Origin of the sequence: Leeia aquatica (assembly GCF_012641365.1) — a bacterium.
Classification (GTDB): domain Bacteria; phylum Pseudomonadota; class Gammaproteobacteria; order Burkholderiales; family Leeiaceae; genus Leeia; species Leeia aquatica.
Genome location: NZ_JABAIM010000005.1, coordinates 181,776 through 205,286 on the forward strand (window position 1 = coordinate 181,776; position 23,511 = coordinate 205,286).

The following is a 23,511-nucleotide window of genomic DNA, read 5'->3' on the forward strand; positions in this document are numbered from 1 at the left end:
ATTCTGTTGAGATCAATCACGCCGCCATTGCCACTCCGCCTGCCAGTTTTCCGCCCGCTTGGGCGTGATGCTCCGGTAGAAGGCGCGCAGTTGTTCCAGATCCTGATCCATATTGCCGCTGGGCATGATGGCCGGGCCAAAGCCGCCACGCTTGCGCCGGTAGTCCAGATAGGCGGGTACCATGGGCACCGCCGCCCCCAGCGCCACATGGTAGAAGCCGGTTTTCCAGGTTTGCACCACACCACGGGTGCCTTCCGGGGTGATGGCGAGAGTCAGCTGCGGATAGCGCGCCACCGTCTCGACCAGTTGCTCCACCAGATTGTAAGCACGATCGCGCTTGACCGGGATGCCGCCCAGCCAGCGCATGACTGGCCCGGCAGGGCCCTTGAACAGGGAGTGCTTGCCCAGCCAGCGTGGCTTGCCACCTCCAGCAAAGCACAATGCCAAGCCGATTGGGAAATCCCAGTTGCTGGTGTGAGGGGCGACTACCAGCACATATTTCTGGTGCGCCGGAAACGGGTTATCCAGCTTCCAGCCACTCAGCCACAGCCCGACACGGGATACCAGTACAAACAGATGCCGCAGTATCGGCGTTTCAAATACAGTGCGCTGCATGCCGGACCACTCAAACGGGAAAAGGCGTTCACTATACTGCGTTCTGTTCAACCTTGCTCACCCGACCGGTCAGTAGTGCGGGGGTTGGGGCGGCATGGCACAATAGCGGCATTGCACTCAGGTAGACCCGCATGGCCATCCGCCCCGTCCTGAAAATGGGCCACCCCACCCTGCTGCTGCACGCCGAACCCGAAACCCGGTTTGGCAGCCTCGAATTGCGTGCGCTGATTGAAGACCTGCACGACACCATGCTGGCGGAAGGTGGTGTGGGGATTGCCGCGCCACAGATTGGGGTGTCCCGCCAAGTGGTGATCTTTGGTTTTGAGCGTAGCGAACGTTATCCGGAAGCCCCGCCCGTCCCCTATACCGTCTTGCTGAATCCGGTCATCACCCCGCTGGACGAGGTCGAGGAAGAGGGCTGGGAAGGCTGCCTGTCGGTACCCGGTTTACGTGGCAAGGTGCCACGCCATGTGCGCATTCGCTACCAGGGCCAGGACCCGGATGGCCAGCCGATTGACCGGGTGGCAGAAGGCTTCCATGCCCGCGTGGTCCAGCATGAATGCGACCACCTGTGGGGCACCCTCTACCCCACCCGCATCCGTGACCTCAAACAGTTTGGCTTTACCGATGCCCTGTTTGCCACACCGTCACCCTCCACTGACTGACGCTTAGCCCAGATAGAAGCAGCGGGCACATACCGAGCGGTAACGGCTGTTGCCGCCCACTTCCACCTGCTCTCCTTCCCTCACCCGCTGCCCTTGGGCATCGATGCGGGTGTTCATGGTGGCTTTGCGACCACACAGGCAAATGGTCTTCATTTCTTCGAGGTCATCCGCCAGCGCCAGCAGATAGATGGCTCCGGGGAAGGGTTCGCCCTGAAAGTCACTGCGGATGCCGTAGCAAATCACCGGAATATTGCGGGTGTGGGCAAAGCGGTGCAGTTGCCGCACCTGGCCCGGGGTCAGGAACTGGGCCTCATCAATCAGCACGCAGGCCAACTGTTGCTCATCGGCCAGCGCGGTACCAAAATCCAGCTGTGGCGAAAAGGTACGCGCCTCCCGCTGCAAACCCAGCCGTGAGGCGATCTGCCCCACCCCAAAGCGGTCATCCAGTTCTGCGGTATACAGCACTACCCGCTGCTGCTGTTCTTCGTAGTTGAAAGCCACCTGCAGCAAGGCGGTGGATTTGCCTGCATTCATCGCGGCATAACGGAAATACAGTTTGGCCATGGATTACGCCTTGAGGCTACGGGACGCTGGATCCCCTTGCAGACAGCTGAGTCGCACGGTGACCGAATGCTCGCCATCCGTGAGCCAGACCTCACCATCCTGCAGGGTACACTGCAACTGCATGTTGCGCTGGGTCAGCCGGGTCATCGCCTGACTATCCTCTGCGCTCACTCGCCACACCAGCAGATTGTCCAGCCCGGACAGCTCACCGCGCTGTTGTGCCCACCAGACGTCGGCCGCCGCGCCGCCATACACCAGCAGCACCACCTGCTGTGCCCGGCGACTGGCCTTGCGCAGCTGTTTGGGGTCAGGCAGACCAACGTCGATCCACCACAACAGCTCACCGCTGTAGTCCTGCTGGGCCAGCGCGGCTTCATCTTCATTGGAGAGTCCACGCCCAAAGGCCAGCCGCTCATCGGCATAGAGGGCAAACGCCAGCAGGCGCACCATCAGCCGCTCGTCGGTCTCGGAGGGATGTCGCGCCAGGGTCAGCGCGTAATCCTGATAGTGGCCGCGCTCCAGATCAGCCAGCTGCAGATTGCATTTGAATACGGTTGCGCTGAGCGCCATGATGCATCCCGGCAAAAGCCGCGATTCTAGCGCGCTTCCGTCACCGTGTCAGAAGAGGCAGCACACACCGGCAGCAGGGTAAAGAAGGTAGCCCCCTTGCCGGGCACGGAATGGAAGCCAAGATCTCCCTTCATCAGACCCATCAGTGCCTTGGAGATGTTGAGGCCCAGTCCGGTGCCCCCCTTGCGGCGACTGTCCGAGGCATCGGCTTGGGAAAAACGGCCAAAAATGCGCGACTGGAAGTGCATCGGGATGCCCGGGCCGTGATCAATCACGCTTACACGTACCCAGTCGCCTTCCACCTGGACGCGGATCACGACTTCATCATCGGCCCGGGAAAATTTGGCGGCATTGGACAGCAGGTTGGCCAGCACCTGGCAGTAGCGGATACCATCCACATTGACCCAGACATCCGGCACATCGCCACGCAGATGGTAGTTGACCCGATACTGGGCCGCATACCCGGCATTGGCGGTCAGGGATTGCTGCAGCAGGGGCAGCAGCGGCTGAGGCTGGCAGACACATTGCAGCTGCCCGTTTTCCAGCTTGTCCATATCCAGCAGGTCATTGATCAGCAACAGCAGGCGCTCGGTGTTGCGCGCCGCCATTTCGATCATTTGCTGCACCTGGGGCTGCAATTCGCCCATGGCACCGGCGGACAGCAAACCCAGCGATCCACGGATCGAGGTCAACGGTGTCCGCAGCTCGTGGCTGACCGTCGCGACAAACTCTGCCTTCAATTGCTCGGCTTGCTTGCGGGTGGTGATGTCAGACAGGATGCCGGTCAGGCGGGTTGGCTGCCCGGCCTCATCCTGCTGCACCAGCCCATGTGTCATCACCCACAGCAGCTCACCGTCAGACCGCTCAATCCGGTATTCCACCATGAAGCTGTTTTCATGACTGGCCAGACATTCTGCCAGCGCACGGTCCAGCAGGGGGCGATCCTCCATCACGGCACCGTGTTTCCAGCCGTCCAGCCCTCCTGCTACCGCCCCCTCGCACACCCCGGCAATGTCACGCCATCGGGGGGAGAAATAGCTGGTTCCGGTCAGCAGGTCACAATCCCACAAGCCATCTGCCGCCGCCTCCAGCGCCAGCTGCAGCCGGGCCTCGCTATGCACCAGCGCCAACTGGCTGGCTTGCAGTGCAGACTGATCATGCACCACCACGATCACCTGTCGGGTCTCGGCATGCTCCAGCACGCTCACTGCCAGCGACACCGGGAAGCGCAGACCATGCTCGCCATGGGCTTCCGCATGCCGGCTGGATTGGGAAACCGCCCGGCGTACGGCTTCATCGCCATGGGCAATCCGGCGGATGGTATCCCCTGCCAGGTCAGGCAGTAATCCGCCAACTGCCTTGCCCTTGGCGCCACCCGGCATCAATCCCAGCATCAGTTCGGCGGCACGGTTTGCCGTCAGGATGGCCCCATCCTCGCCGACGGTCAGAATGCCATCACCCGCGGCAGCCAGCACGGCCTCGATATAGCTGCTTTGCTTGCGGAAACTGGCGCTCATCCGGTCTGCCAGCAACAAAGCCCGCTGGCGACGCCCCAGCAGCGACGCGACCAGCGCCGCCAGGGTCACGCTCAGCATGAGGCCCGCACCCAGCACGACCCAGACCCCATGCAGGGGATAGCGAGCCTCAAAGGCGGGTTGACTGCAGATGCGCAGGGTCCAGTGGTGACCGGCAATATTCAGGGTGTGCTGCAGCACGCGAACCTTGTCCAAGGGGGGGGCACTACTTTGATACATCAGGCTGGACGGCCCGACATCATCACCATCATGCACTTCCAGATAGACTTGGGCCGACTGGTTGCCCAGCACCCCTTGCATCAGGTCCCCCATCCGGAACGGGCTATAAACGTAGCCCTGCAAAGCAGCACGGCGCTCCACCAGATTGCGCAAAGGCAGACCTTGCCGGTACACCGGCACATAGATCAGAAAGCCCGCCTGGACATCCTTGCGGGTTTCCTGCACCAGGGTAACCTTGCCGGACATGGCGGGCTCGCCCGTGTCACGCGCACGAGACATGGCCAGGCGGCGGGTGGTTTCACTGAACATGTCAAAACCGAACGCCCACTGATTGCGCAGGTCGAACGGCTCCAGCATGGTGATGGCGGTATATTCGTCTCGTAAACCGGGTGGGCGGACCCGGTAACCGGGAAACCCATCTTGCTGGATGCGCGTTTCATGCTCGGCCAAGCGGGCGGCAGGAATGTACTCGGCAAATCCCAGCCCCTGTATGCCGGGGAAGTGGCGGCGCAAATTTTGCGGGGAGGCAAACAGGTTCCATTCCTGCCGACTGACTTCGCCCCGCGAAGCAAACAGGCCACTGCCCGCCCGCAAAATGGCGATGTAGGCCTGCAGGCGATTTTCCAGCCGCAAGGTGCTGTCATTGGTCAAGGCCTGAAAAGCCAGCTCAGCCTGCTCGGCACGCTCCTGGCTGGCACGCCAGGCCAGCTGTGCGGTGACGCCCAGTCCCAGAATCAGGGTAAGCCAGACCAGCCAGGATTGATGCCACCAGCGCGCAGGGCGCTCTTCGGCCATCGGTTCCGCAAATGATGAGGGGGATGGCGTCATGCCACATTGTCCGTACACGGGTGGTTTCAGTATAGGAAACCCGACTCAGGAAGCAATGTTCCTTACTCTGCTTGCCAGCCTGACACCAGGGCCAGCTTGGCAGGACGAGACAGACGCTTGATCCGCGCCTCTTCCCGCAGTGCCTCACTTTGGGTAGCAAACGCACGGCTTGCCAGCAGTTGCTCGGGGGGAAAGGCGCGGGTAAACCGGGCTCCCTTGCCACTCACGTGCTGCTGGTAACGGGCATGAGGGTCTCGTGCAATGCCGGTATACAGGCGATCACCCCGGCATTGCAGCACATATACCCACCAGAGGTCGTCACTCACCGCCCGGCTTGCAGCGCGGCCACCGCCTGCTCCAGCACTTCCACCCGCTGCAGCAGCGAAGCCAGCAGGTCGGGCGATGGGGCGACCGCCGGGGCATCCTCAGCCACCTCGCCCAGCAGATGCACCCAGCGACTCTCCCGTGCCCCTGGCTGGCGCGGCAGCAGGCGTACCAGCGCGCCGGCTGCTCGCTCGGACAGTTCTTCAAGAAAGGCTTCCACCGCGGAGATATCGGCAAAGCGATGCATGCGCTCACAGTTGAGCCGTAGCTCCCCTGCCGTTTGCGGCCCGCGCAGCATCAGCACGGTGAGGATGGCTACCGACTGGCTGGGCAACTGCAATGCCTTGTCAAACTGCTGCGCAAAGCGGCTGGCGCGACCGCCACTCTGCTCCGCGATCCAGCCCAGATCACGCAGCTCATCCAGTGCAGCCAGAATCTCCGCCTCAGAAAGGGTCAGCACCGGTTCGCGGCTGGTTTTCTGGTTGCAAGCGGATTGCAGCGCATTGAGCGTCATCGGGTAGGTATCAGGAACCGTGCGTTGCTTCTCCGACAGGGAAGACAGCACACGCAAGGCAGCAGCAGACAACTGGGGCACACTCATGGCAAACATCCGCAAGGAAACATGCCTGCCATTATGCCATGCGGCCTAGTGCTCCTCCGCGCTCACTTCACAATCGGAATCACACCCCACCCCAACGCCCAGCCAGCGACGCAAGCATCGCTGGCCAAGGCGGCTTCGCCACCAAGCTGCAAACGGCAAGTAACGCTCTGGTGCCAGCAGCATCCCGCAACCATAATGCGTTCCACGCCATTGCAAGGCCGGACACGGCCCTTGGCGTTTCAGAAAACGCAAGCGTGCCAGTGGACAGAGCTCGGCGGCACAGCACACCCCGCAGCCATTGCACGGTTGCCCCATCTGCGGCTTGTGCGGAGCCTCGGGGTGTAGCTTGACCCATTGGATGAGGGTTGAGCGCAAAATAAGCCGACTCCTGCATATTCTTAGAACGAATCAGCCTAGCCATAACATGCGCTGACGCAATAAAATTCTAAACCGTTCAGGTACAATATCAATTTTGCAGCGCATCACGCGAAGACTTCATACCATGGCCAACTACGCCCAAGAGACCGTGACCAGTGTGCGCCACTGGAACGACACCCTGTTCAGCTTCAAGACCACCCGCGATGACGGACTGCGCTTCGAGAACGGTCATTTTGTGATGATCGGACTGGAAGTGGATGGCAAGCCGCTGATGCGCGCCTACAGTATCGCCAGTGCCAATTATGAAGAAGAGCTGGAGTTTTTCAGCATCAAGGTGCAAAACGGTCCGCTGACCTCTCGCCTGCAGCATCTGAAGGAAGGCGACACCATCCTGGTGTCGCGCAAGCCAACCGGCACGCTGGTGGTGAGCGACCTGAAACCCGGCAAGAACCTGTTCCTGTTTGGTACCGGGACCGGTCTGGCCCCATTCCTGAGCATCATCAAAGACCCGGAAGCCTATGAGCGCTTCGACAAAGTGATCCTGTTCCACGGCGTGCGCTATGTCAACGAACTGGCCTATGCCGACTACATTCAGAACGAACTGCCGCACCACGAGTACTTTGGTGACATGGTGCGCGACAAGCTGGTGTATTACCCCTCGGTGACCCGTGAGCCATTCCGCAACCAGGGCCGCCTGACCGATTTGCTGGAATCCGGCAAGCTGTGCGCCGACCTGGGCCTGCCGCCGATCAATCCGGAAACCGACCGCGCCATGCTGTGTGGCAGCCCCAGCATGCTGAAAGACACGGCCGCCATTCTGGACCGTTTCGGCTTTCAGGTGTCCCCGCGTGTCGGGGTACCGGGCGACTATGTGATTGAACGCGCCTTCGTCGAGAAGTAAGCAAGCCTCCCGACAGCAGGCCCTCAAAATGAGGGCCTGTTTTGTTTTACACCACGGTAATGCGCACCCCGGCGCATTCCACCAGCTGCCCGGCCCGAATCTTGGCCGCCTTGCGCAGCTCGACTTCCCCATCCACGGTGACGATGCCGTCGCTGACCATCTGCTTGCCCTGGCCGCCACTCTGGGCCACGCCTACCAGTTTCAGCAGATCACACAAGGCAATGTATTCGCCATTCAATTCAAACTGTTCGTTTTGCATAAGTTTTCCAAGATAATCGGTTTGCAAGCTTCCGCGCGATTCAAGCCCTGACTTGCGCCTGCAGCAGACGGGACAGCCACAGTGCCAGCATGATAGCCAGCAATGAGACACCCATACTGAGCGCCCCCACCCAGGGGAAGCGCAGCAGGTGCCCCGCGTCATCCTTGAGCAGAATGGCACCTGCGATCGCTGCCCCCGCCCCGCTGGACAAGTCACGAAACACATTGATGAAACTCATGAAGCTGCCGCGCAGGTGAGGCTCTGCCACCCGCGAGGTCAAGCTCATCAGCGGGGTAAAGCGCCCGGACACCAGAATCATGAACGAGGTTGACACCAGCAATGCCAGCCACAAAGGCATGGGGCCATACAGGCAGGTGGTCAGCAACATGGCCGGCATGGCACACAGCGCCACCAGCGTGAACACCTTGCCGGCACCAAACCGGTCGGACCAGCGCCCGATCAGGGGGGCGGTGAACAAGGTGGGAATACCCCCGGCAATATACACCCAGGGCAGCTCGGATTCCTTCACGCCGACGTTGGCCACCAGTGAGGGGCTGAGGAAAGGAATGATAAGGAAGCCGGACACAATCACTGCCGACATCAAGGCAAACGCTACTTGATGATGCCGTGGCGTAAAGATGGCATGCAACTGTCCCACCAAGGACAGCGGGGCTCGCCCCATATGCCCGCGCAAGCTGGGCAACTGCTGCCAGGCCACCAACAGCATCAACACGGCGAAGCCAGCCACAGCCAAGAAAGGTACGCGCCAGCCCCAGTGCGCCGCGAGGTAGAGGCTGAAGGGCACGCCAATAATGGCTGCCAGACTGAAGGCGCCCATCACGATGCCCATGGCCGGGCCACGACGCTCCACCGGAATCACATCCACCAGGATGGCCATGGTGCCGGCACTCATGACCCCGGCAAACGCTCCGGCCAGAACCCGCCCGATCATCAGCGACCAATAGTCTGAGGCCACCCCACAGACCACGGTAGCGAGGATAAAGCCGACATAGAGCACCAGATGGGCCTGACGCCGGTCAAACCGGTCCAGCAGGAAACCCGCCACCAACCCAGCCAGCGCTGAGCTCCAGGCGTAGCTGGACACCAGAAAGGAAAACGCCGCCGGGGTGATGTGCATGCTGCGCATCAGCTGCGGCCCCAGTGGCATCATGATCATGAAATCAACAATGTGGGTAAATTGCACCCCACACAACAGCAGCAACAGGATACGTTCGTTAACCTGCTGGCTCAAACTGCGCGGTTCACTCACCCGCTTCTCCTGGTTGGGACATCAGCGCCTGCCAGCCGGCATGGCCTAACTGTGTCAGGGTTTCAATATTGCGCCAATAAATGGTGGATGGGTCCGGAAAGGCCAGCACAGCGCGTTCGATACTTTGCTCACGCAGCAAGTGCAGCGTGGGATAGGGCGAACGGTTGGTGTAATTGTCAATGTCGTCCGGCTCAGTGCCTTCGAACTGGAATTGCGGGTGGAAGCTCGCCACCTGCAGCACCCCATCCAGTCCATGCTCCACCACTGCTTCTTCGGCAATCTGCGTCACGTCATGGAACACCAGGAAGTCGTTCAACAAGCTCGGGTGGATCAGCAAGGTGGTATCCACCTGCTCCGGGTCCGCTTCGTTCAGTGCCAGCAGCTCCCGGTCCAGGTCTTCCAGAAATCCATCCAGATGAGGCGCCTCGCTCACCACAATGCGCACCTGCTGCTTGACGTACACCGCCTTGGCAAACGGGCACAGGTTCAGGCCAATCACAGCCTGTTCCAGCCAATGGCGCGTCGCGGCGATGACCCTGTCAACGCTTGGGGTAGTTGCTTGCATGGGGAGACCTGAAACAGAAAACGGGGAAACCTGCATTGTAGCGTCTGACGGACCGGACAGGCGATGCAGCCTGTCCGGTCGGACCTGATCAGTGTGCAGGCAAGTGCTATCGCTTCACCATTTGGCCTTACGGCGCATGAATTGCTGGAAATCGTCAATCAGGGTGTAGAACACCGGCACCACCAGCAAACTCAGGATGGTTGACGTCACCAGGCCACCGATCACCGCAATCGCCATCGGTGCACGGAAGCTCGGGTCCACCCCGATCCCCAGCGCAATCGGCAGCATGCCTGCGCCCATGGCCAGAGATGTCATCACGATCGGCCGCGCTCGCTTGTGGCAGGCATCCATCAGCGCCTCAAACCGCGCCATGCCCTGATCCCGCGCCGTTACCGCATACTCAACCAGCAGAATGGAGTTCTTGGAAGCAATCCCCATCAGCATGATCAGGCCAATCAGCGCCGGCATGCCCATCTCGCTGCCACCAATCAGCAGCCCCATGAACGCGCCCCCCAGCGACAAGGGCAAGGCGATCAGGATGGTGATGGGCTGCAGGAAATCATGGAACAGCAGCACCAGCACCATGTAGATGCACACGACCCCGGCCAGCATGGCCAAGCCAAAGCTGGCAAACAGCTTGCCTTGCTCTTCACTGTCGCCCACTTCCTTCTTCTTCACACCAGCAGGCAGGTTCTGCAAGGTTGGCAATTTATCCACCGCCATCGCCACCTCGCCCAGCGAGCGACCATTGAGTTCGATATTGAACATTACCGAGCGCGACTGGCTTTGCCGCTCAATCTGTGTCGGGCCACTGGACAGCCGCAGGGTGGCTACTTGCCCCAGCATCACCGGTCCTTTGCTACCCGGCACCATCAGCCGCGACAACAGCTCCAGATTGTGGCGCACATCCGGCCCCATGCGCACCACAATGGGCACTTGCCGATCGGGCAGATTCAGCTTCGACTGCTGGGTGTCATAGTCGCCGACGGTCGCCACCCGCACCACTTCGGCAATGGCACCCGGCGTCACCCCCAGGTCTGCCGCCCGTGCCGGATCGGGGCGAATCTCGATCTCGGGCCGCTCCAGGCTGGCATTGGCCGTCACTGCGCCCAATCCCGGGATGGTGTACAGCTCCTGCTTGACCTTCTCGACAGTGCGATACAGCATTTGCGGATCATCGGACACCAGCACCATCTGGTACTTCTCGCCATTGCCCCCCAGCCCCACCGTGACCCGCACGCCGGGCAGTACCGACAGTTTTTCACGCAGCAAGCCTTCCAGTCGGGTCTTGGTGATCGGCCGCTCATGGCGATCCGCCAGCGTAAGCATCAAGCTGGCCTGGGTCACACTGGCCGCACCGCCATCGGCAAACAGGTCCGTCCCGGCAGAGCCGCCACCAATGGCGGTATACACCCGCTTGATGTAAGGCTGCGTCATCAGCAGCTTGCGCGTACGCTCTGCCATGTCCCGGGTCTGCTCAAAGGTACTGCCAGGCGGCAATTCGATCTTGACCGCAGTTTGCGACATGTCATCGGCAGGCACGAAACCGGTTTTCAGCAAGCCCGACAGCGCCATCGAGCCGACGAAGAAGCCGATTGTCATCAGCACGGTGAGCAGGCGATGCCGCAAGCACCAGCTGGCGACCGCCATGTACCCGCGCGTGACCGCGCCCTCTTTCGGGTGGTAATCAATCTTCTTCAGCATGTAGGCGGCCATCATCGGCGTCAGCAGACGGGCCACCAGCAGGGATGCCAGCACGGCCAGTGCCGCAGTCCAGCCGAATTGCTTGAAGAACCGCCCCACAATGCCGTCCATGAAGGCCGTCGGCAGGAACACCGCCACCAGCGCCAGCGTGGTGGCAATCACCGCCATACCGATCTCGTCGGCTGCCTCCATGGCTGCCTGATACGGGGTTTTGCCCATGTGCAGGTGGCGTACGATGTTCTCGATCTCCACGATGGCATCGTCCACCAGAATCCCCACCACCAGCGCGAGTGACAGCAGCGTCACCACATTGAGGGTGAAGCCAAAGTAGTGCATGCCGATGAAGGTCGGGATCACCGACAGCGGCAAGGCCACCGCCGAGACAAAGGTCGCGCGCCAGTCCCGCAGGAAGAACCACACCACGATGATGGCCAGCAAGGCGCCTTCATACAGCAGGTGCATGGAGCCATCAAATTGCTCCTGCACCGGCGTCGCCATGTCAAAGACCTCGGCATACTGCAGGCCAGGCACGGCTGACTTGAGTTGGGCCATGCGCGCACGCACCGCGGTCGCCACATCCATTTCCCCGGCACCGCGGGAACGGGTCAGCTCGAAGCCGACCACCGGCTTGCCATCGAGCATGGCGGCGCTGCGGCGATCCGCCACCGTATCTTTGACAGTCGCAATCTGGTTCAGACGGATGCGCCGGCCATCCACCAGTGCCAGCTCCATATTCCCCACTTCTTCCGCCGTCTTGACCGTCCCGAGGGTACGCACCGCCTGCTCTGACCCACTAAGCTCGGTACGACCACCGGAGGCGTCTTTCTGCGTGATCAGCAACTGGCGCGACACATCCAGTGCCGTCACGCCAAGCGCCTGCATGCGAGCCGGGTCCAGCTCAACACTGACCTGCCGGTTCAAGCCGCCGACCCGCGTCACCCGGCCAATACCGGCGACCCCACGCAAGTCCTTGGAAATACGGTTATCAATCAGCCAGGACAGTTGTTCTTCGTCCATACCTGTGACGCTGATGGTGTACACCAGAATCGCCTGGTCGCTGAAATCGACCTTGCTGATCACCGGGTCTTTCAAGTCCCCCGGGAGGTCACTGCGCACCCCGCTGACCGCATTGCGGACATCGTCCACCGCCTCGGTGATCGGCTTTTCCAGGATAAATTCGACCGTGACCAGCACCAGCCCGTCCTGAATCTTGGAGTACACCTGCTTGACGCCCCGCAGCGATGCTACGGCATTTTCCAGCTTGCGTGCCACCTCGCTTTCCAGCTGAGCGGGCGCGGCGCCCGGCAGCGCTGCCGAGATAGTGACCATCGGCAACTCCACATCCGGAAAGCTCTGCACCTTCATGGCTTTGAAGGTCAGCATCCCGGCCAGTGTCAGCAGGATGAACAACATCAGGGACGGGATCGGTTTCTTGATCGCCCATGCAGAAAAGTTCATTGCAACCTCTTGTATTTAACGGTCTGGAAACGCCTTAGCGTGTAACGACCTTGACCGTATCGCCGTCATTGAGGAAGCCGCCACCGCTGGCAACCACCTGACTGGTAGCCGGTAGCCCCGACACCTCGACACGGCCACTCAATTGCTGTCCGGCCTGCACCCGTTGCAGATGAATGCGGTTCTTGGCCTGCAGCACAAACACATGTGCGAAGCCATCCCGCAGCACAATGGCGCTGCCCGGCAAGGTCAGGCTCGTACGGGTGCCCACCTGTAGCTCCCCTTTGACGAACATGCCTGGCTTGAGCTTGCCGAGCGCCGGGTCGGTGCTCGGAATGTCGATGAAGACCTGCACATTGCGGCTTTGCGCATCTACCACGGGTGATACCTGCCGTACCGTACCGGTCTGTACCGTGCCGTCCGGCCCGGCCAGGCGAGCGGTTTGACCGGGACGTACCCGCACACTCTCCGTCGCGGTCACATCGGCTCGCCATTCCAGCCGGCTCTGCCGGACCATGCGCACCAGCTCTACCCCTGGTTGCCCGACGCTGCCCAGGGTAGCCGGGCGGGCGCTGATCACACCATGGTCCGGGGCGAGCACACGGGTACGCGCCAGCCGTAGCTGCACGGTCTGCAGCTGCGCACGAGCGGTTTGGCGGCGGGCATCGGCCATCTGTTCTTGCGCCAGAAACTGGCTGACCTGCTGTGCGCTCATGGCGCCCGTCTTATCGACCTGTCGTGCACGGTTGGCATTGTCCCTCGCCTCCCGGTATGCGGTTTCCGCCTCATTGACGGCCGCCGAGGCTTGCTTCAACTCCGCCTGTACCGTCTGCTCATCAAAGCGGGCCAGCAACTGCCCCTTGCGCACCACATCCCCGACCGACACCGGCAGCTCAACCAGCCGCAGCCCCTGCAGCTCGGTACTGACAGCCAGCTCTTGCCATGCCGCAATACTGCCATTGGCACGGATGATGTCCGGCATGTTCACGACTGTGGGTTGCGTGACTGTGACTGCCAGCGCAGGGCGCGGAGGCGGGGCAGCAGGTTTCTCCTGCCCGGATTGGCCGCATGCGCCCAGCAAGGCTGTCATCATGGCCAGCCCTCCCAAGGTGGCCCACGCCAATGGTCGCATCTGGCGTGGCGAAACCGTCTGCTGTGGGTCACCCGGCTCGCTGCTGTTGAACAACATTTTCGGTACTCCTGACATGTTTCAATCCAGTCCAGTTAACGAGGCTGCTGACGCATATGGGTCCAATCGCCGCCCGTTGCTTTATACAAGGCGATCCAGTAGCTGACCCGTTCACGCTGCAGCTGTGCCAGCGCCATTTCGGCGCCACGCCATTGGCGACGCGCCTCTTCCAGCTCCAGCTGGCTGACGCTTCCCGCCTTCCACAAAATATCGGTATTCCGGTACACCTGCTGATAGGCGCTCACGGCCTGCCGCAATTGCTGCTCGCGTATGCGGCTCCCTTCCAGCCGCACCAAGGCCTCTTCCACTTCACGCACCGCTTGCCGTACCAGACCTTGATAGGCGGCTACGCTTTGCTGGTAGCGGGCCTCTGCGGCCTCCTGTTGCGCCTTGAGCCGGCCCCCGTCGAACAGCGGGAAGCTGATGCTGGGGCCAAAGGACCAGCTGTTACCCTCAATGGTCGCACCAGCACTTCCTACCCGCAGGCGGCTGATGCTGCCCAGCAGCGACACCGAGGGGTAGCGTAAGGCTTCGGCCACCCCCACCGCGGAAGCGGCAGAACGAATGCCATCTGCCGCAATGCGGATATCAGGCCGCTGCTGCAGCACATTGGCGGGAACGTCATCCACCACCAGTCCAGGCGGTTGTGGCTGGCCGGCATAGCCCACTGCCACCCAGTCACGTACATCACGCTCGGCAACCCCCGTCAGCGCGACCAGTCCCTTGATGGTCAGGTCGCGTGCAGATTGCAACTCCTGCAGCTGACTCTGGCCATTGGCCAGCGCGGCATCCAGATTCAACACATCGGTTGCCGACGACCATCCAGCCTGACGGCGTTTCTCAACCAGTAAATGCGTCTGCTGCAACGAACGCTGCTGCTCTTGTTGCAGCAGGATTTGCTGTTCCAGGCTGCGCAGCATCACATAGGTATTCGCCACCTCGGCAGCCAGGCTGATGCGGGCATCGTGCCATTCGGCATCACGGGCCGACTGGGTGGCCAGGTAACTCTGCCGCGCTGCCGCCACCCCGCCAAACAGGTCCAGCTCCCAGCTGGCATCCAGCCCCAGGTTTTGTGTATGCAGGCGCTCGTTCGGCTGCTGCACTTCGTTGCGACTATGGGTATCCGAGCCATGCAGGGTCAGCCGGGGCCACAGTGCCGCGCCCGCAGCAGCAGCATCCGCCCTCGCCTCCTGAATACGCGCGGTTGCTTGCTGCAGGGACGGGCTGGATTGCTGCGCAGCCACCTGCAGACGCTGCAGCACGGCATCATGCCAGCCTGCCCACCAATCTTGCAGCGCCACCACACGCTGTGGGTCCACCACCGGCTTGCTGGCCTCCCAGCGGGTGGCTTGCGGGTTCATTGTTGCTGCATCGGGCTGGGGGACTTGAACCGCACACCCCGTCAGCAATCCCACCACGATCAATCCCGTCATTTGCGGGCGTTGCACGACCCACTCCCCAAACCGCCTCATTGCTGGCTCCTGTGCTCAATGCCTTTGCTGGTTCAGCTCATACCCTTCAGATCAGCCAAAGTGAACTGAACAGTTCAGTCAATCCTACATTGACCGAACCGTTCAGTCAATATAGAATAACTTCATGTAACCTTAATTGAGACTGCCCCCTATGGATACGCGATTGTTTTCCAGCGCCCCCGCAGGCTTTGCCGGATAAGCCCGCTGTGGAAAACCCAAGCTACAGCCTGCCCGTGCTACGCCCGGGCCTCAGCAAGGCCAAATACGACCAGATTCTGCGTGGCGCGCGTCAGGTCTTTCTGGAATCTGGTTACGGCAGCGCCAGCATGGACCGCATTGCGCGGGAAGCGGGCGTCTCCAAGGGCACGCTCTACAACTACTTTGCCAACAAGGAGACCCTGTTCGCCACCATGATCCAGGGGGACTGCTATGATGCGACCAATGGCAGTCATAGCCATGACTGGCAGTTGGACCCACAACAGCCCTTAGGCGTGCTGACCGAGTTTGGCATGCACATGGTGGAAGAGCTTCTCAACCGGGAACACATCACGTTCATCCGTATCGTGCTGGCCGAGGCCGTCAATTTTCCGGAGCTGGGGAAGATGGTGGAGGCCACCGGACCAGGTATGGCTGTCAGTGTACTGTCTGATTATTTAGGGCAGGTTAATCAGCTCGGTCAGTACCATTTCCCAGTATGCCCATTAGCAGCCGAACAATTCATGCAGCTCTGTGAGGCAGGCAGCTACCGACGAACCTTGTTGGCCTGGGATGCCCCCACCCGCGAGCAATTGACCCTGCAAGTTCATAGTGCGGTCCGGCTCTTCCTGCAGGGCCACCGGGTCGAGAGTTAAACCCGTCAGTCCGCCTGCAAGGCGGCACGCAGGGACTCTGGCAGACCGGTCAAGACCAGCCGGTCGTGCTGTCGCTCATAGATGACTTCGCCGCTGCGCAGGCTGCGGCGGTCGAACTCCAGCCGCCAGTGCTCTCCGGCCGCCTTGAAGCGCGTCAAAGGCTTCAGCGCGCGCCGGTCTGGCACAAAGCCATCGGTTACCGCCTGCTCTGCCAGTACCGTCTGCAAGCGGGCGGGCGCCTCAGGCCAGCTCTGCTGGATCAGTTCATCCAGCGCCAACGGCGCACCGCGCTCGCCCAGCGCCTCCAGTGCGCCATGCATCTGTGCAAACACCTGATCGCGCTGCTCCGCAGGAACCGCCTCTTCCTCTGCAAAACGGGTCAGGCCCTGCACCAGCTTCTGCGTCTCTTTCAGCGGCACCATGACGTCTTCACACCCTAACAGACGCTTGAAACCCGGACTGCCATCGCCCCGCCCTCGCAGGAAGCCAATGCAGCGCTCGGTACCTTGCTGCCAGCCGGTCAGATCAATCCGCCCGGCCAGCTGAATCGACGGCAGGTCCAGCACCGACTGCACCTGCAAGTGCCCTTGCTGCATCTGCAGCACCTGCTTCTGTGGCAGCAAGGCCAACAGGATCACGTCGGAAGAACCTTGCTGCAGGCGGGCAAACATCAACCAATGACCCGGAACCGGCCCGCCCTGCAGACACTGCCTGGCGTGCCCATACCAGTGCTGGCACAACATCGCAAAGTCCAGCGACTGTGCCACGGCATGCGCCGTCAGCCAGCGCTTGACCTGGGCATCATCCAGTTCGCCAGGGCGACCGTATCCTTTGCCCAAGCGGCTGGTATATTGCTCCAGCACGCCTTCGAGTAAGGACTGCGCCTGATCTTGCTGAACATCCAGCGACAGCGCCACGCCATCATGGCCGGAAGCCAGCTCTGCCTCTGACAGGGGGAACAGTAACAGCTGGTGCAATTGCTGAACAGCAGACATCAAAATACCTTCGTGAGAATCAGGATACTGCGACATTTTCCCATGTCCGCCCGGTTTTGTGGTTTTGACCTGCAACCGGCCCTGCAACAGCTTGATCGCATGCTGTTTTTTCCCCGAAAACCGCTGAAGGCTGGTAGGATGCTGTGCTGCCATCATTGCGTACGGCAATAACCCATTATTTTGATGTACTGGCCCCCAATCGCAGCCCTGACCACTTATCAGATCGATGTCCTACTCTCCCCTAGAGCTCGCTGGCAAGCATCAATCCGTTGAATCCTGCTGGGAAAGCTACCGGAAACGACCCGAGTTTGAAGGCTTTGTCGAGTTTGTCATCTCGCTCAACAGCCTCACGGAATTTCTGCAGGACAAAGGTCTGGCCGGGCTGACTCATGCCGGGCAGTCGCTGGAGCAACTGGCGCTGAGCCTGTTTGGTGATGACAGCAATCACCCGCTGCCCGCGGAGGCTCAGGTTGAAATCTCGGGCCTGATGGCACGATTGTCGCAAGCCATGCAACAACACCTGGCCGACGTCAAGCTCCGCCAGGAACGGCGCGCCGTACACGGCGAGGCTGGGCCGGTAGCGGATGCGCCCGGCTTCCGCAGCATCTGGCTGCTCTCCAAACAGGCCGAGCGCTGGCAGGACATGCTGGCGCAGCTGGGCTACTTTGGCATGAAGGCCAGCAGCCACCATTATCACGAGCTGCCGCCAGTAATGGATGACATGCCGATGCTGCTGCTGGATGCAACAGGGTGTGAACTGGAGGAGTGGCAGCATCGGCTGGCAGCGCTGCGCGCGCAATTGCCGGCCTGCCGTATCATTGGCCTCTCCATGCGCGCGGAGTTCAATCTGCTGCAAAGCTCACTGGCCGGTGGCTGTGACATTTGCTTGCTGGAAGACACCCCGGTGGATCAGATCGTCGCTCGCCTGCTGGAGCTGGGTGAGCCGGTCGATCTGGAGCCGTTCCGCATTCTGATCGTTGAAGATTCATTGACGGCAACCAAACTGGTACAGCGTGCGCTGGACGAGCGCCAGATCAGCACGCAGGCCATACAGGACCCCAAGCAGGTGCTGCACGCCCTGCACCAGTTCAATCCGGAATTGATCCTGATGGACATGCATATGCCGGGTTGCACGGGGGTGGAGGCCACTCGCATCATTCGTCAGGACAATCACTACCTGTCCATCCCCATCGTTTACCTGTCCGGCGAGACCGACGTGGCCTTGCAGGTGGAGGCTTTGCGCTTGGGTGGCGATCTGTTCCTGACCAAACCGTTCAACCCGGTGTTTCTCAACGCCATAGTCAAGAGCAAGGTCGAGCGCTACCGTGCGCTGCGCCGCTCCATGTATCACGACAGCCTGACCGGTTTGCTCAACCATACCAGCACGAAGACCTCACTGGAGGCCAGTCTGTCCAGCATGCTGGCACAGGGGCAGCCCATGACCATCGCCATGATCGACATTGATCACTTCAAGCGGGTCAATGACACCTATGGCCATCCGATGGGGGATCAGGTCATCCGCAGCCTCGCCTGGCTGTTGCGCCAACGTCTGCGCAAGACCGATATCGTCGGGCGCTATGGCGGTGAGGAGTTCGTGGTCGGTCTGCCGGGCGTGGATGCTGCACAAGCACAGGGTATCCTGGATCGCATCCGCACCGATTTCGCCTGCATCCGGCACCCTTACCGTGATCAGCATTTCAGCGTCAGCTTCAGCGCCGGTGCCGCCGATCATACGATCTCAGGCGATGCTGAAGACCTGATCAATGCGGCCGATGAAGCCTTGTATCATGCCAAGCGCGAAGGCCGTAACCGCATCCACCTTGCCCGCCGCACCCCGAATGCGGCCTGACCCAGCCAACTGAGGTTTTCCCCTGAGCACCCGCACCCCACCCCGTACGGACAGCACACCGCTGGATCATTGGCTGACCCTGCTGGGCGCACGACTGGTACAGGGTGATGGTGTCGTCGCCCTGTCACTCGGCGGTACGGTGCAGGCAGGCTCGTATACTGTCCGCTACCAGCTGATCCCCGCCAATGGCACCCTGGCCAAAAGCGGCAAATGGCAAAAACTGGGGCCGGAAGGCCAGTATGAGCTGGTGCATTCCCGCTTCCCGCAGGATACAGCGCTCACCTTTCAGCGCGACGTGCAAGCCTTTGTGTTCAAGGCCATGCTGCTGGCAGAGCGTTTGGGCGTTGATGCCCTGCCGCACTTTTCCGCCCTGGTCAGCGATGTGCAGCTGGCGGCCCAGCGCTTCCAGGTGGTGGAAGAGCGGATAGAAGCCGCCGCAGAGCGTGCACGTGAGCAAGAAAATGCGGCACTGGCCCAGTCCTCAATCAAACTGGACCAATACCCGGAAACCTTTATCGCCGCGCACCGGATGGCGCGCCGCTTCATTGCCGTGCTTGGTCCCACCAACTCGGGCAAGACCCACCGCGCCATGCAGGATCTGGCGCAGGCCGCCAGTGGCGTCTACCTGGCCCCACTGCGCTTGCTGGCGCTGGAGAACTTTGAGCGGCTAGAGGAGCAAGGCGTCGCCGTCAGCCTGATTACCGGCGAAGAACAACGTTTAACCCCGGGTGCAACCCACGTTGCCAGCACCATCGAGATGCTGAATACCCGGCGCGTGGTCGAAGTCGCCATCATTGACGAAATCCAGATGCTGGACGACCCCGACCGGGGCAGTGCCTGGACGGCTGCCGTCTGCGGCGCCCCCGCCGAGCGTGTCTATCTGGTCGGGGCGTTGAATGCCCGCCCCGCTATTGAGGCGCTCGCCCGCAGGCTGGGCTGCCCACTGGAAATCATCGAGCTGGAACGCAAGTCGCCACTCACGCTGGAGCCGCAACCGGTGCGCAGCATGGGTAATCTGCGCCGTGGTGATGCCGTCATCGCATTTTCCCGCAAGGACGTGCTGTACTGGCGGGATCAGATCACCGCTGCGGGCCTCTCTGTCGCCACCATTTACGGTAATCTGTCGCCCGAAGTGCGACGCGCTCAAGCCAAACGTTTCCGCGACGGCGAGGCCGATGTGCTGGTGGGTACCGACGCCATCGGCATGGGCTTGAATCTGCCGGTGTCCCGTATCGTGTTCACCACCGCCGAAAAATTCGATGGCAAGGAAGAAACGGTCCTCGAACCCTGGCTGGCACAGCAGATTGCCGGGCGTGCCGGGCGCTATGGCATGCACGAAGCGGGCTTTGTGGCGGGTTTCGATGACGGTACGCACCGCTTGCTGAAGCGTTTGCTCAAGGCACGCATCGACCCCTTGCGCGACACCGGCTTCAAGGTTGCCCCCTCGCTTGACCAGCTGCAGCAAATCAGCCGTGCCACCGGTGAGCAGGGACTGGAAAAGCTGCTGAAGCTGTTCGCCCGCAACATCGACGTGAGCGACGACTTCTTCATCCCGGCCAATCTGGCTGAACAAGTGGAACGTGCCGCCTGGCTCGATGTACTGCCCCTGCCACTGGCAGAACGCTTGATGCTGTCACTGGTGCCGATTTCCACCCGCATCCCCCGGCTGAGTGACGCCCTGATGGGCTGGGCACGAGGGCTGGCCAAGCAACAAAGAATGCCTTTGCAGCAGGAAAACTGGCGTCATGCCCGCTTTCCGCTGCAAGCCGCTGAAGATGCCTGCAAGTGCTACTCCGCTTACGCTTGGCTCAGCTACCGCAAGCCCGAATACTTTCCAGATGGCGAAGCCGCCGTTGAACTGGCGCGCAGGGTCTCGGTAGAGATTGATGCCATGCTGCAGGCACAGAATGCCAGAGTCCGTCCGCAACGCCACAGCCGTGACGCCAAGCCTCAACAGCAGCGCCGGTCACGCCATAAGCAGGGGTGATGGCCAGCATCGGCCCTGCCGATAGCGGTTTTCACCTCCGGCCAGCTTTCCTATACTGCCCTTTCCACACAGGGAGGGCATAGCATGTCAGGCGTGCAACACGGCGGCACCATCGAACAAGTCAAACAGATGGTGTCCCGACTGGAGCATCGCTCCAGGGATATCGGCAGCATCACCGACACCATCACCCAGATTACCAAGCACACCAACCTGCTGGCCTTGAATGCTGCAATTGAGGCTGCCCGCGCTGGTGAGCAGGGCCGCGGCTTTGCTGTAGTCGCTGATGAAGTGCGTAAACTGGCCGAACGCACCGCCACCGCCACCGCGGAAATCAGCGGCATGATCCAGCAAATCCAGCAAGAAACCGGACACGCGGTAGAGGGGGTGGAACGTGCCGAGCAAGAGGCGGTGTTGCAGAAAGCGGATGCCATTCTGGCTGGCGAAGCCGCCACTCTCTCTGCTCGCTTTACCCGCATGGCAACCGTTGCCGATGGCTTGCGTCACCTGCTGGTCAGCACAGTGGCGGCGGGGTGCACCCTCAGTCGTGAGCAGATCAATACACAAATGCGCACCTTGCTGGGTCGCTACCCCGAGTTGTTCGCCCTCTCCAGTGGCTGGGAGCCGAATGCGCTTGACCAACACGATGCCGACTACATCAACCAGGATGGGCACGACCACAGTGGTCGCTTCTTGCCGTACTGGAACCGTGCCAATGGTCAGGTCGCCCTCGAACCCTTAGCCAACTATGATGTGCCTGGTGAAAATGCCTGGTATGAGCTTCCTCGTAAACTAGGGCGAGATGTGCTGATGGAGCCCTACTATTATCAGGCGGCAGGGCAAAGCGTACTGATGACCTCGCTCATGCTGCCTTTGGTGGTCAACCAGCGTTTCCTGGGGGTAGTGGGGCTCGACTATGCACTGGCACAATTGCAGGAAGAAATGCATGGCAAGCAGCCTTTAGGCCAAGGCCGCTTCATGCTCGTGTCCAATGAAGGTGCCTGGGTCACTCACCCGGACAAACTTAAACTCGGCAAGCCTGCGCGCGAACTTCCGGCAGCCCTGCTGCAAGCCATACGGGAAGGTCGGCCTCATCAGGCCATGCCATCCCCGCACACTGCCCAGCTCGTACAGCCCGTGGCATTTGGTGATGCCCCAACGCCATGGGCACTGATGCTTGAACTTCCACTTAATCGTAGCGAGGCAAGCCAGACTGGACCAGCAAGATGAACAGCCCGACAGCATGGCAGAGGCCATAAACGGTACAAATCAGCGAACTCCACCACATGAACGGGGTGCGCAGCTGTGGCATGAAGACCGCCGCCAGCATCGGCAGCACACCACGCAACAGGTAGATCAAGGTGATCCCTGCCAGCGCCCAGTCCAGTAGCGGGAAGGGCGGCAGTAAACCCGCTCCGGAAAAGGCATACAACGCCCACAGCAGCAAAACCAATGCGATGTTGGCGGTGATCAATGCGGGCTCTCGCTTGCCCTGCTCTGCAAGGGTTGCCATGCGCTCCCCTGCGCCAAACAAGCGATACCATGCCGGGCCTTTGCAGATGATGGCCACATGCAGCGCAGCCGCAAGCAGGCTCAGCGCACCCGCCAGTACCAGCCACAGATTCATCTTCCCCTCCTGTTTAATTCCTGACAGCCATATACTCCGGCAAGATCAGCGGCCACACTGCAACGGAGGCCTCTCACTTCCATTTCTAAGTATGTGCACTATAGTTGTCTCATCAGCCCCTGCGGGGTGGAGGTGTAACTTTATTGGAAGGAAGCTAGCATGAAATCGCTAAAACAGCTCATCACCCTTGCACTCATCAGTACCGTCCTGCAGGCTCATGCCGAAAGCTTTAACTTTGCAACCGGAAATGATTACGCCCCTTTTGCAGATCAAAAGCTTCCAGAGGGTGGCATGGTTACAGAAATCGTGAAGCGTGCTTTCACGCTTGCAGGTGCAGAAGCCAAGTTCAGCTGGCTTGAATGGGATGCCGGCTTCAAAGCCACCCAAGCCGGAAAATATGCAGGAACCTTCCCGTATAGCCAAACCCCGGAGCGGTCTGAGGCATTTCTGTTCTCTGAGCCGGTCTTTGTCACCAACCTGAAGGTGTTTACTCGTACAGATAAGACTTTTGCCGTTTCGGGAGGTCCATCTGTCTATCAGGGCAAAAAAGCCTGTATTCCGAAAGGATGGGCGGTGAGTCCGTTCCTTCAGGCCATGCTTAAAAGTGGCACCATCACTCGAGTAGAGGCGGAGGACATTACGCCTTGCGCCAAGCTACTTGGCGAGGGCAAAGTCGACTTCTATGTGACAGATGAAATACAAGGACAGAAAGCTTTTCAGGCGGCAGGGCTAACCAACAAACAAATTGTGCCCTCAAAAGAAACTGTGGCATCAACCGCGATGTATCTACTGGTCCCGAAGGCGCTGGCCAATGCCCAGCATGTAGTGGACACCTTCAACAAGGGTCTGAAAGCACTCAAACTATCAGGCGAATACGCCAAGATCATGAAAAAACATATCGATCTTGCCATGAAAAGCTGATCACAGCGGTCCAAGTTAGAGTCTATTAGATTGCCGCAAAGCGAGAAGCCCCTGCAGCTGTCTGCAGGGGCTTCAAATGGGAGCCTGGCGGTGACCTACTTTCACAAGCGATCTGCTCACTATCATCGGCGCAACGTCGTTTCACTGTCCTGTTCGGGATGGGAAGGAGT

21 protein-coding genes and 1 rRNA gene are annotated in these 23,511 nt (G+C 60.7%); 7 read left to right on the forward strand and 15 right to left on the reverse strand.

Translation table 11 applies throughout. The features are described 5' to 3' along the window. Positions 1–12: 12 nt before the first annotated feature. The gene (locus HF682_RS17385) at positions 13–615 is read right to left on the reverse strand and encodes a lysophospholipid acyltransferase family protein (RefSeq protein WP_168878609.1); all 603 of its coding nucleotides are present in this window, start codon (positions 613–615) and stop codon (positions 13–15) included. Positions 616–746: 131 nt separating this feature from the next. Here HF682_RS17385 and def point away from each other — a divergent pair, with 131 nt between their 5' ends. After that, positions 747–1,280 carry a peptide deformylase gene (gene def, locus HF682_RS17390; protein ID WP_168878610.1) on the forward strand — a complete coding sequence of 178 codons (534 nt, stop codon included), beginning with the start codon at positions 747–749 and terminating at the stop codon, positions 1,278–1,280. 3 nt (positions 1,281–1,283) lie between these two features. On the opposite strand, the gene HF682_RS17395 is transcribed toward def, so the two are convergent. The 5 genes from HF682_RS17395 to HF682_RS17415 all read right to left on the reverse strand — a co-directional run bounded on the left by HF682_RS17395 (position 1,284) and on the right by HF682_RS17415 (position 5,921). Beyond that, positions 1,284–1,844, reverse strand: coding sequence for a thymidine kinase (locus HF682_RS17395; RefSeq protein WP_168878611.1), 561 nt, complete (start codon positions 1,842–1,844; stop codon positions 1,284–1,286). A 3-nt stretch (positions 1,845–1,847) separates the two neighbouring features. Then, the gene (locus HF682_RS17400; protein ID WP_168878612.1) at positions 1,848–2,414 is read right to left on the reverse strand and encodes a YaeQ family protein; all 567 of its coding nucleotides are present in this window, start codon (positions 2,412–2,414) and stop codon (positions 1,848–1,850) included. 26 nt (positions 2,415–2,440) lie between these two features. Next, positions 2,441–4,996: a CHASE domain-containing protein gene (locus tag HF682_RS17405; protein ID WP_168878613.1), complete on the reverse strand. Its 2,556-nt coding sequence runs from the start codon at positions 4,994–4,996 to the stop codon at positions 2,441–2,443. Between the two features lie 62 nt (positions 4,997–5,058). After that, positions 5,059–5,322, reverse strand: coding sequence for a GIY-YIG nuclease family protein (locus HF682_RS17410; RefSeq protein WP_168878614.1), 264 nt, complete (start codon positions 5,320–5,322; stop codon positions 5,059–5,061). After that, positions 5,319–5,921: a YceH family protein gene (locus HF682_RS17415; RefSeq protein WP_205882147.1), complete on the reverse strand. Its 603-nt coding sequence runs from the start codon at positions 5,919–5,921 to the stop codon at positions 5,319–5,321. Before HF682_RS17415 ends, HF682_RS17410 begins: the two co-directional genes overlap by 4 nt. A gap of 502 nt (positions 5,922–6,423) precedes the next feature. Between HF682_RS17415 and HF682_RS17420 the strand changes: the two genes are divergently transcribed. Continuing rightward, the gene (locus tag HF682_RS17420; RefSeq protein ID WP_168878615.1) at positions 6,424–7,200 is read left to right on the forward strand and encodes a ferredoxin--NADP reductase; all 777 of its coding nucleotides are present in this window, start codon (positions 6,424–6,426) and stop codon (positions 7,198–7,200) included. Positions 7,201–7,246: 46 nt separating this feature from the next. Here HF682_RS17420 and HF682_RS17425 read toward each other — a convergent pair whose 3' ends face one another. The 6 genes from HF682_RS17425 to HF682_RS17450 all read right to left on the reverse strand — a co-directional run bounded on the left by HF682_RS17425 (position 7,247) and on the right by HF682_RS17450 (position 15,090). Continuing rightward, a complete protein-coding gene (locus HF682_RS17425; RefSeq protein WP_168878616.1) occupies positions 7,247–7,459 on the reverse strand; it encodes an RNA-binding S4 domain-containing protein in 213 nt (70 codons plus the stop codon). 40 nt (positions 7,460–7,499) lie between these two features. Next, positions 7,500–8,729 (reverse strand): MFS transporter, encoded by a 1,230-nt coding sequence (locus tag HF682_RS17430; protein WP_168878617.1) that lies wholly within the window; start codon positions 8,727–8,729, stop codon positions 7,500–7,502. Then, entirely contained in the window at positions 8,722–9,294 is a 573-nt protein-coding gene (locus tag HF682_RS17435; RefSeq protein WP_168878618.1) for a DUF1415 domain-containing protein, read from the reverse strand. The genes HF682_RS17430 and HF682_RS17435 overlap by 8 nt, the downstream gene beginning before the upstream one ends. A gap of 114 nt (positions 9,295–9,408) precedes the next feature. Then, on the reverse strand, positions 9,409–12,456 hold the full coding sequence (locus tag HF682_RS17440) for an efflux RND transporter permease subunit (RefSeq protein WP_168878619.1): 3,048 nt from the start codon (positions 12,454–12,456) through the stop codon (positions 9,409–9,411). A gap of 34 nt (positions 12,457–12,490) precedes the next feature. After that, a complete protein-coding gene (locus HF682_RS17445; protein WP_168878620.1) occupies positions 12,491–13,642 on the reverse strand; it encodes an efflux RND transporter periplasmic adaptor subunit in 1,152 nt (383 codons plus the stop codon). Between the two features lie 35 nt (positions 13,643–13,677). Then, entirely contained in the window at positions 13,678–15,090 is a 1,413-nt protein-coding gene (locus tag HF682_RS17450) for an efflux transporter outer membrane subunit (protein ID WP_168878621.1), read from the reverse strand. 230 nt (positions 15,091–15,320) lie between these two features. On the opposite strand from HF682_RS17450, the gene HF682_RS17455 reads away from it, so the two are divergent. Beyond that, the gene (locus HF682_RS17455) at positions 15,321–15,965 is read left to right on the forward strand and encodes a TetR/AcrR family transcriptional regulator (RefSeq protein ID WP_168878622.1); all 645 of its coding nucleotides are present in this window, start codon (positions 15,321–15,323) and stop codon (positions 15,963–15,965) included. 5 nt (positions 15,966–15,970) lie between these two features. On the opposite strand, the gene HF682_RS17460 is transcribed toward HF682_RS17455, so the two are convergent. Beyond that, on the reverse strand, positions 15,971–16,960 hold the full coding sequence (locus tag HF682_RS17460) for a nucleoid-associated protein (RefSeq protein ID WP_168878623.1): 990 nt from the start codon (positions 16,958–16,960) through the stop codon (positions 15,971–15,973). 226 nt (positions 16,961–17,186) lie between these two features. Here HF682_RS17460 and HF682_RS17465 point away from each other — a divergent pair, with 226 nt between their 5' ends. From HF682_RS17465 to HF682_RS18130, 3 genes are all read left to right on the forward strand, one after another. Continuing rightward, entirely contained in the window at positions 17,187–18,809 is a 1,623-nt protein-coding gene (locus tag HF682_RS17465) for a GGDEF domain-containing response regulator (RefSeq protein ID WP_168878624.1), read from the forward strand. A gap of 139 nt (positions 18,810–18,948) precedes the next feature. Then, positions 18,949–20,796, forward strand: coding sequence for a helicase-related protein (locus HF682_RS18040; protein WP_205882148.1), 1,848 nt, complete (start codon positions 18,949–18,951; stop codon positions 20,794–20,796). A gap of 84 nt (positions 20,797–20,880) precedes the next feature. Next, positions 20,881–22,023 carry a methyl-accepting chemotaxis protein gene (locus tag HF682_RS18130; RefSeq protein ID WP_168878625.1) on the forward strand — a complete coding sequence of 381 codons (1,143 nt, stop codon included), beginning with the start codon at positions 20,881–20,883 and terminating at the stop codon, positions 22,021–22,023. Here HF682_RS18130 and HF682_RS17480 read toward each other — a convergent pair. Next, on the reverse strand, positions 21,983–22,420 hold the full coding sequence (locus HF682_RS17480) for a hypothetical protein (RefSeq protein ID WP_168878626.1): 438 nt from the start codon (positions 22,418–22,420) through the stop codon (positions 21,983–21,985). The two genes, HF682_RS18130 and HF682_RS17480, sit on opposite strands and share 41 nt — an antisense overlap. A 159-nt stretch (positions 22,421–22,579) precedes the next feature. Here HF682_RS17480 and HF682_RS17485 point away from each other — a divergent pair, with 159 nt between their 5' ends. Then, positions 22,580–23,341, forward strand: coding sequence for a substrate-binding periplasmic protein (locus HF682_RS17485; protein ID WP_168878627.1), 762 nt, complete (start codon positions 22,580–22,582; stop codon positions 23,339–23,341). 82 nt (positions 23,342–23,423) lie between these two features. On the opposite strand, the gene rrf is transcribed toward HF682_RS17485, so the two are convergent. Then, positions 23,424–23,511, reverse strand: a 5S ribosomal RNA gene (rrf, locus tag HF682_RS17490); the annotation flags it as partial.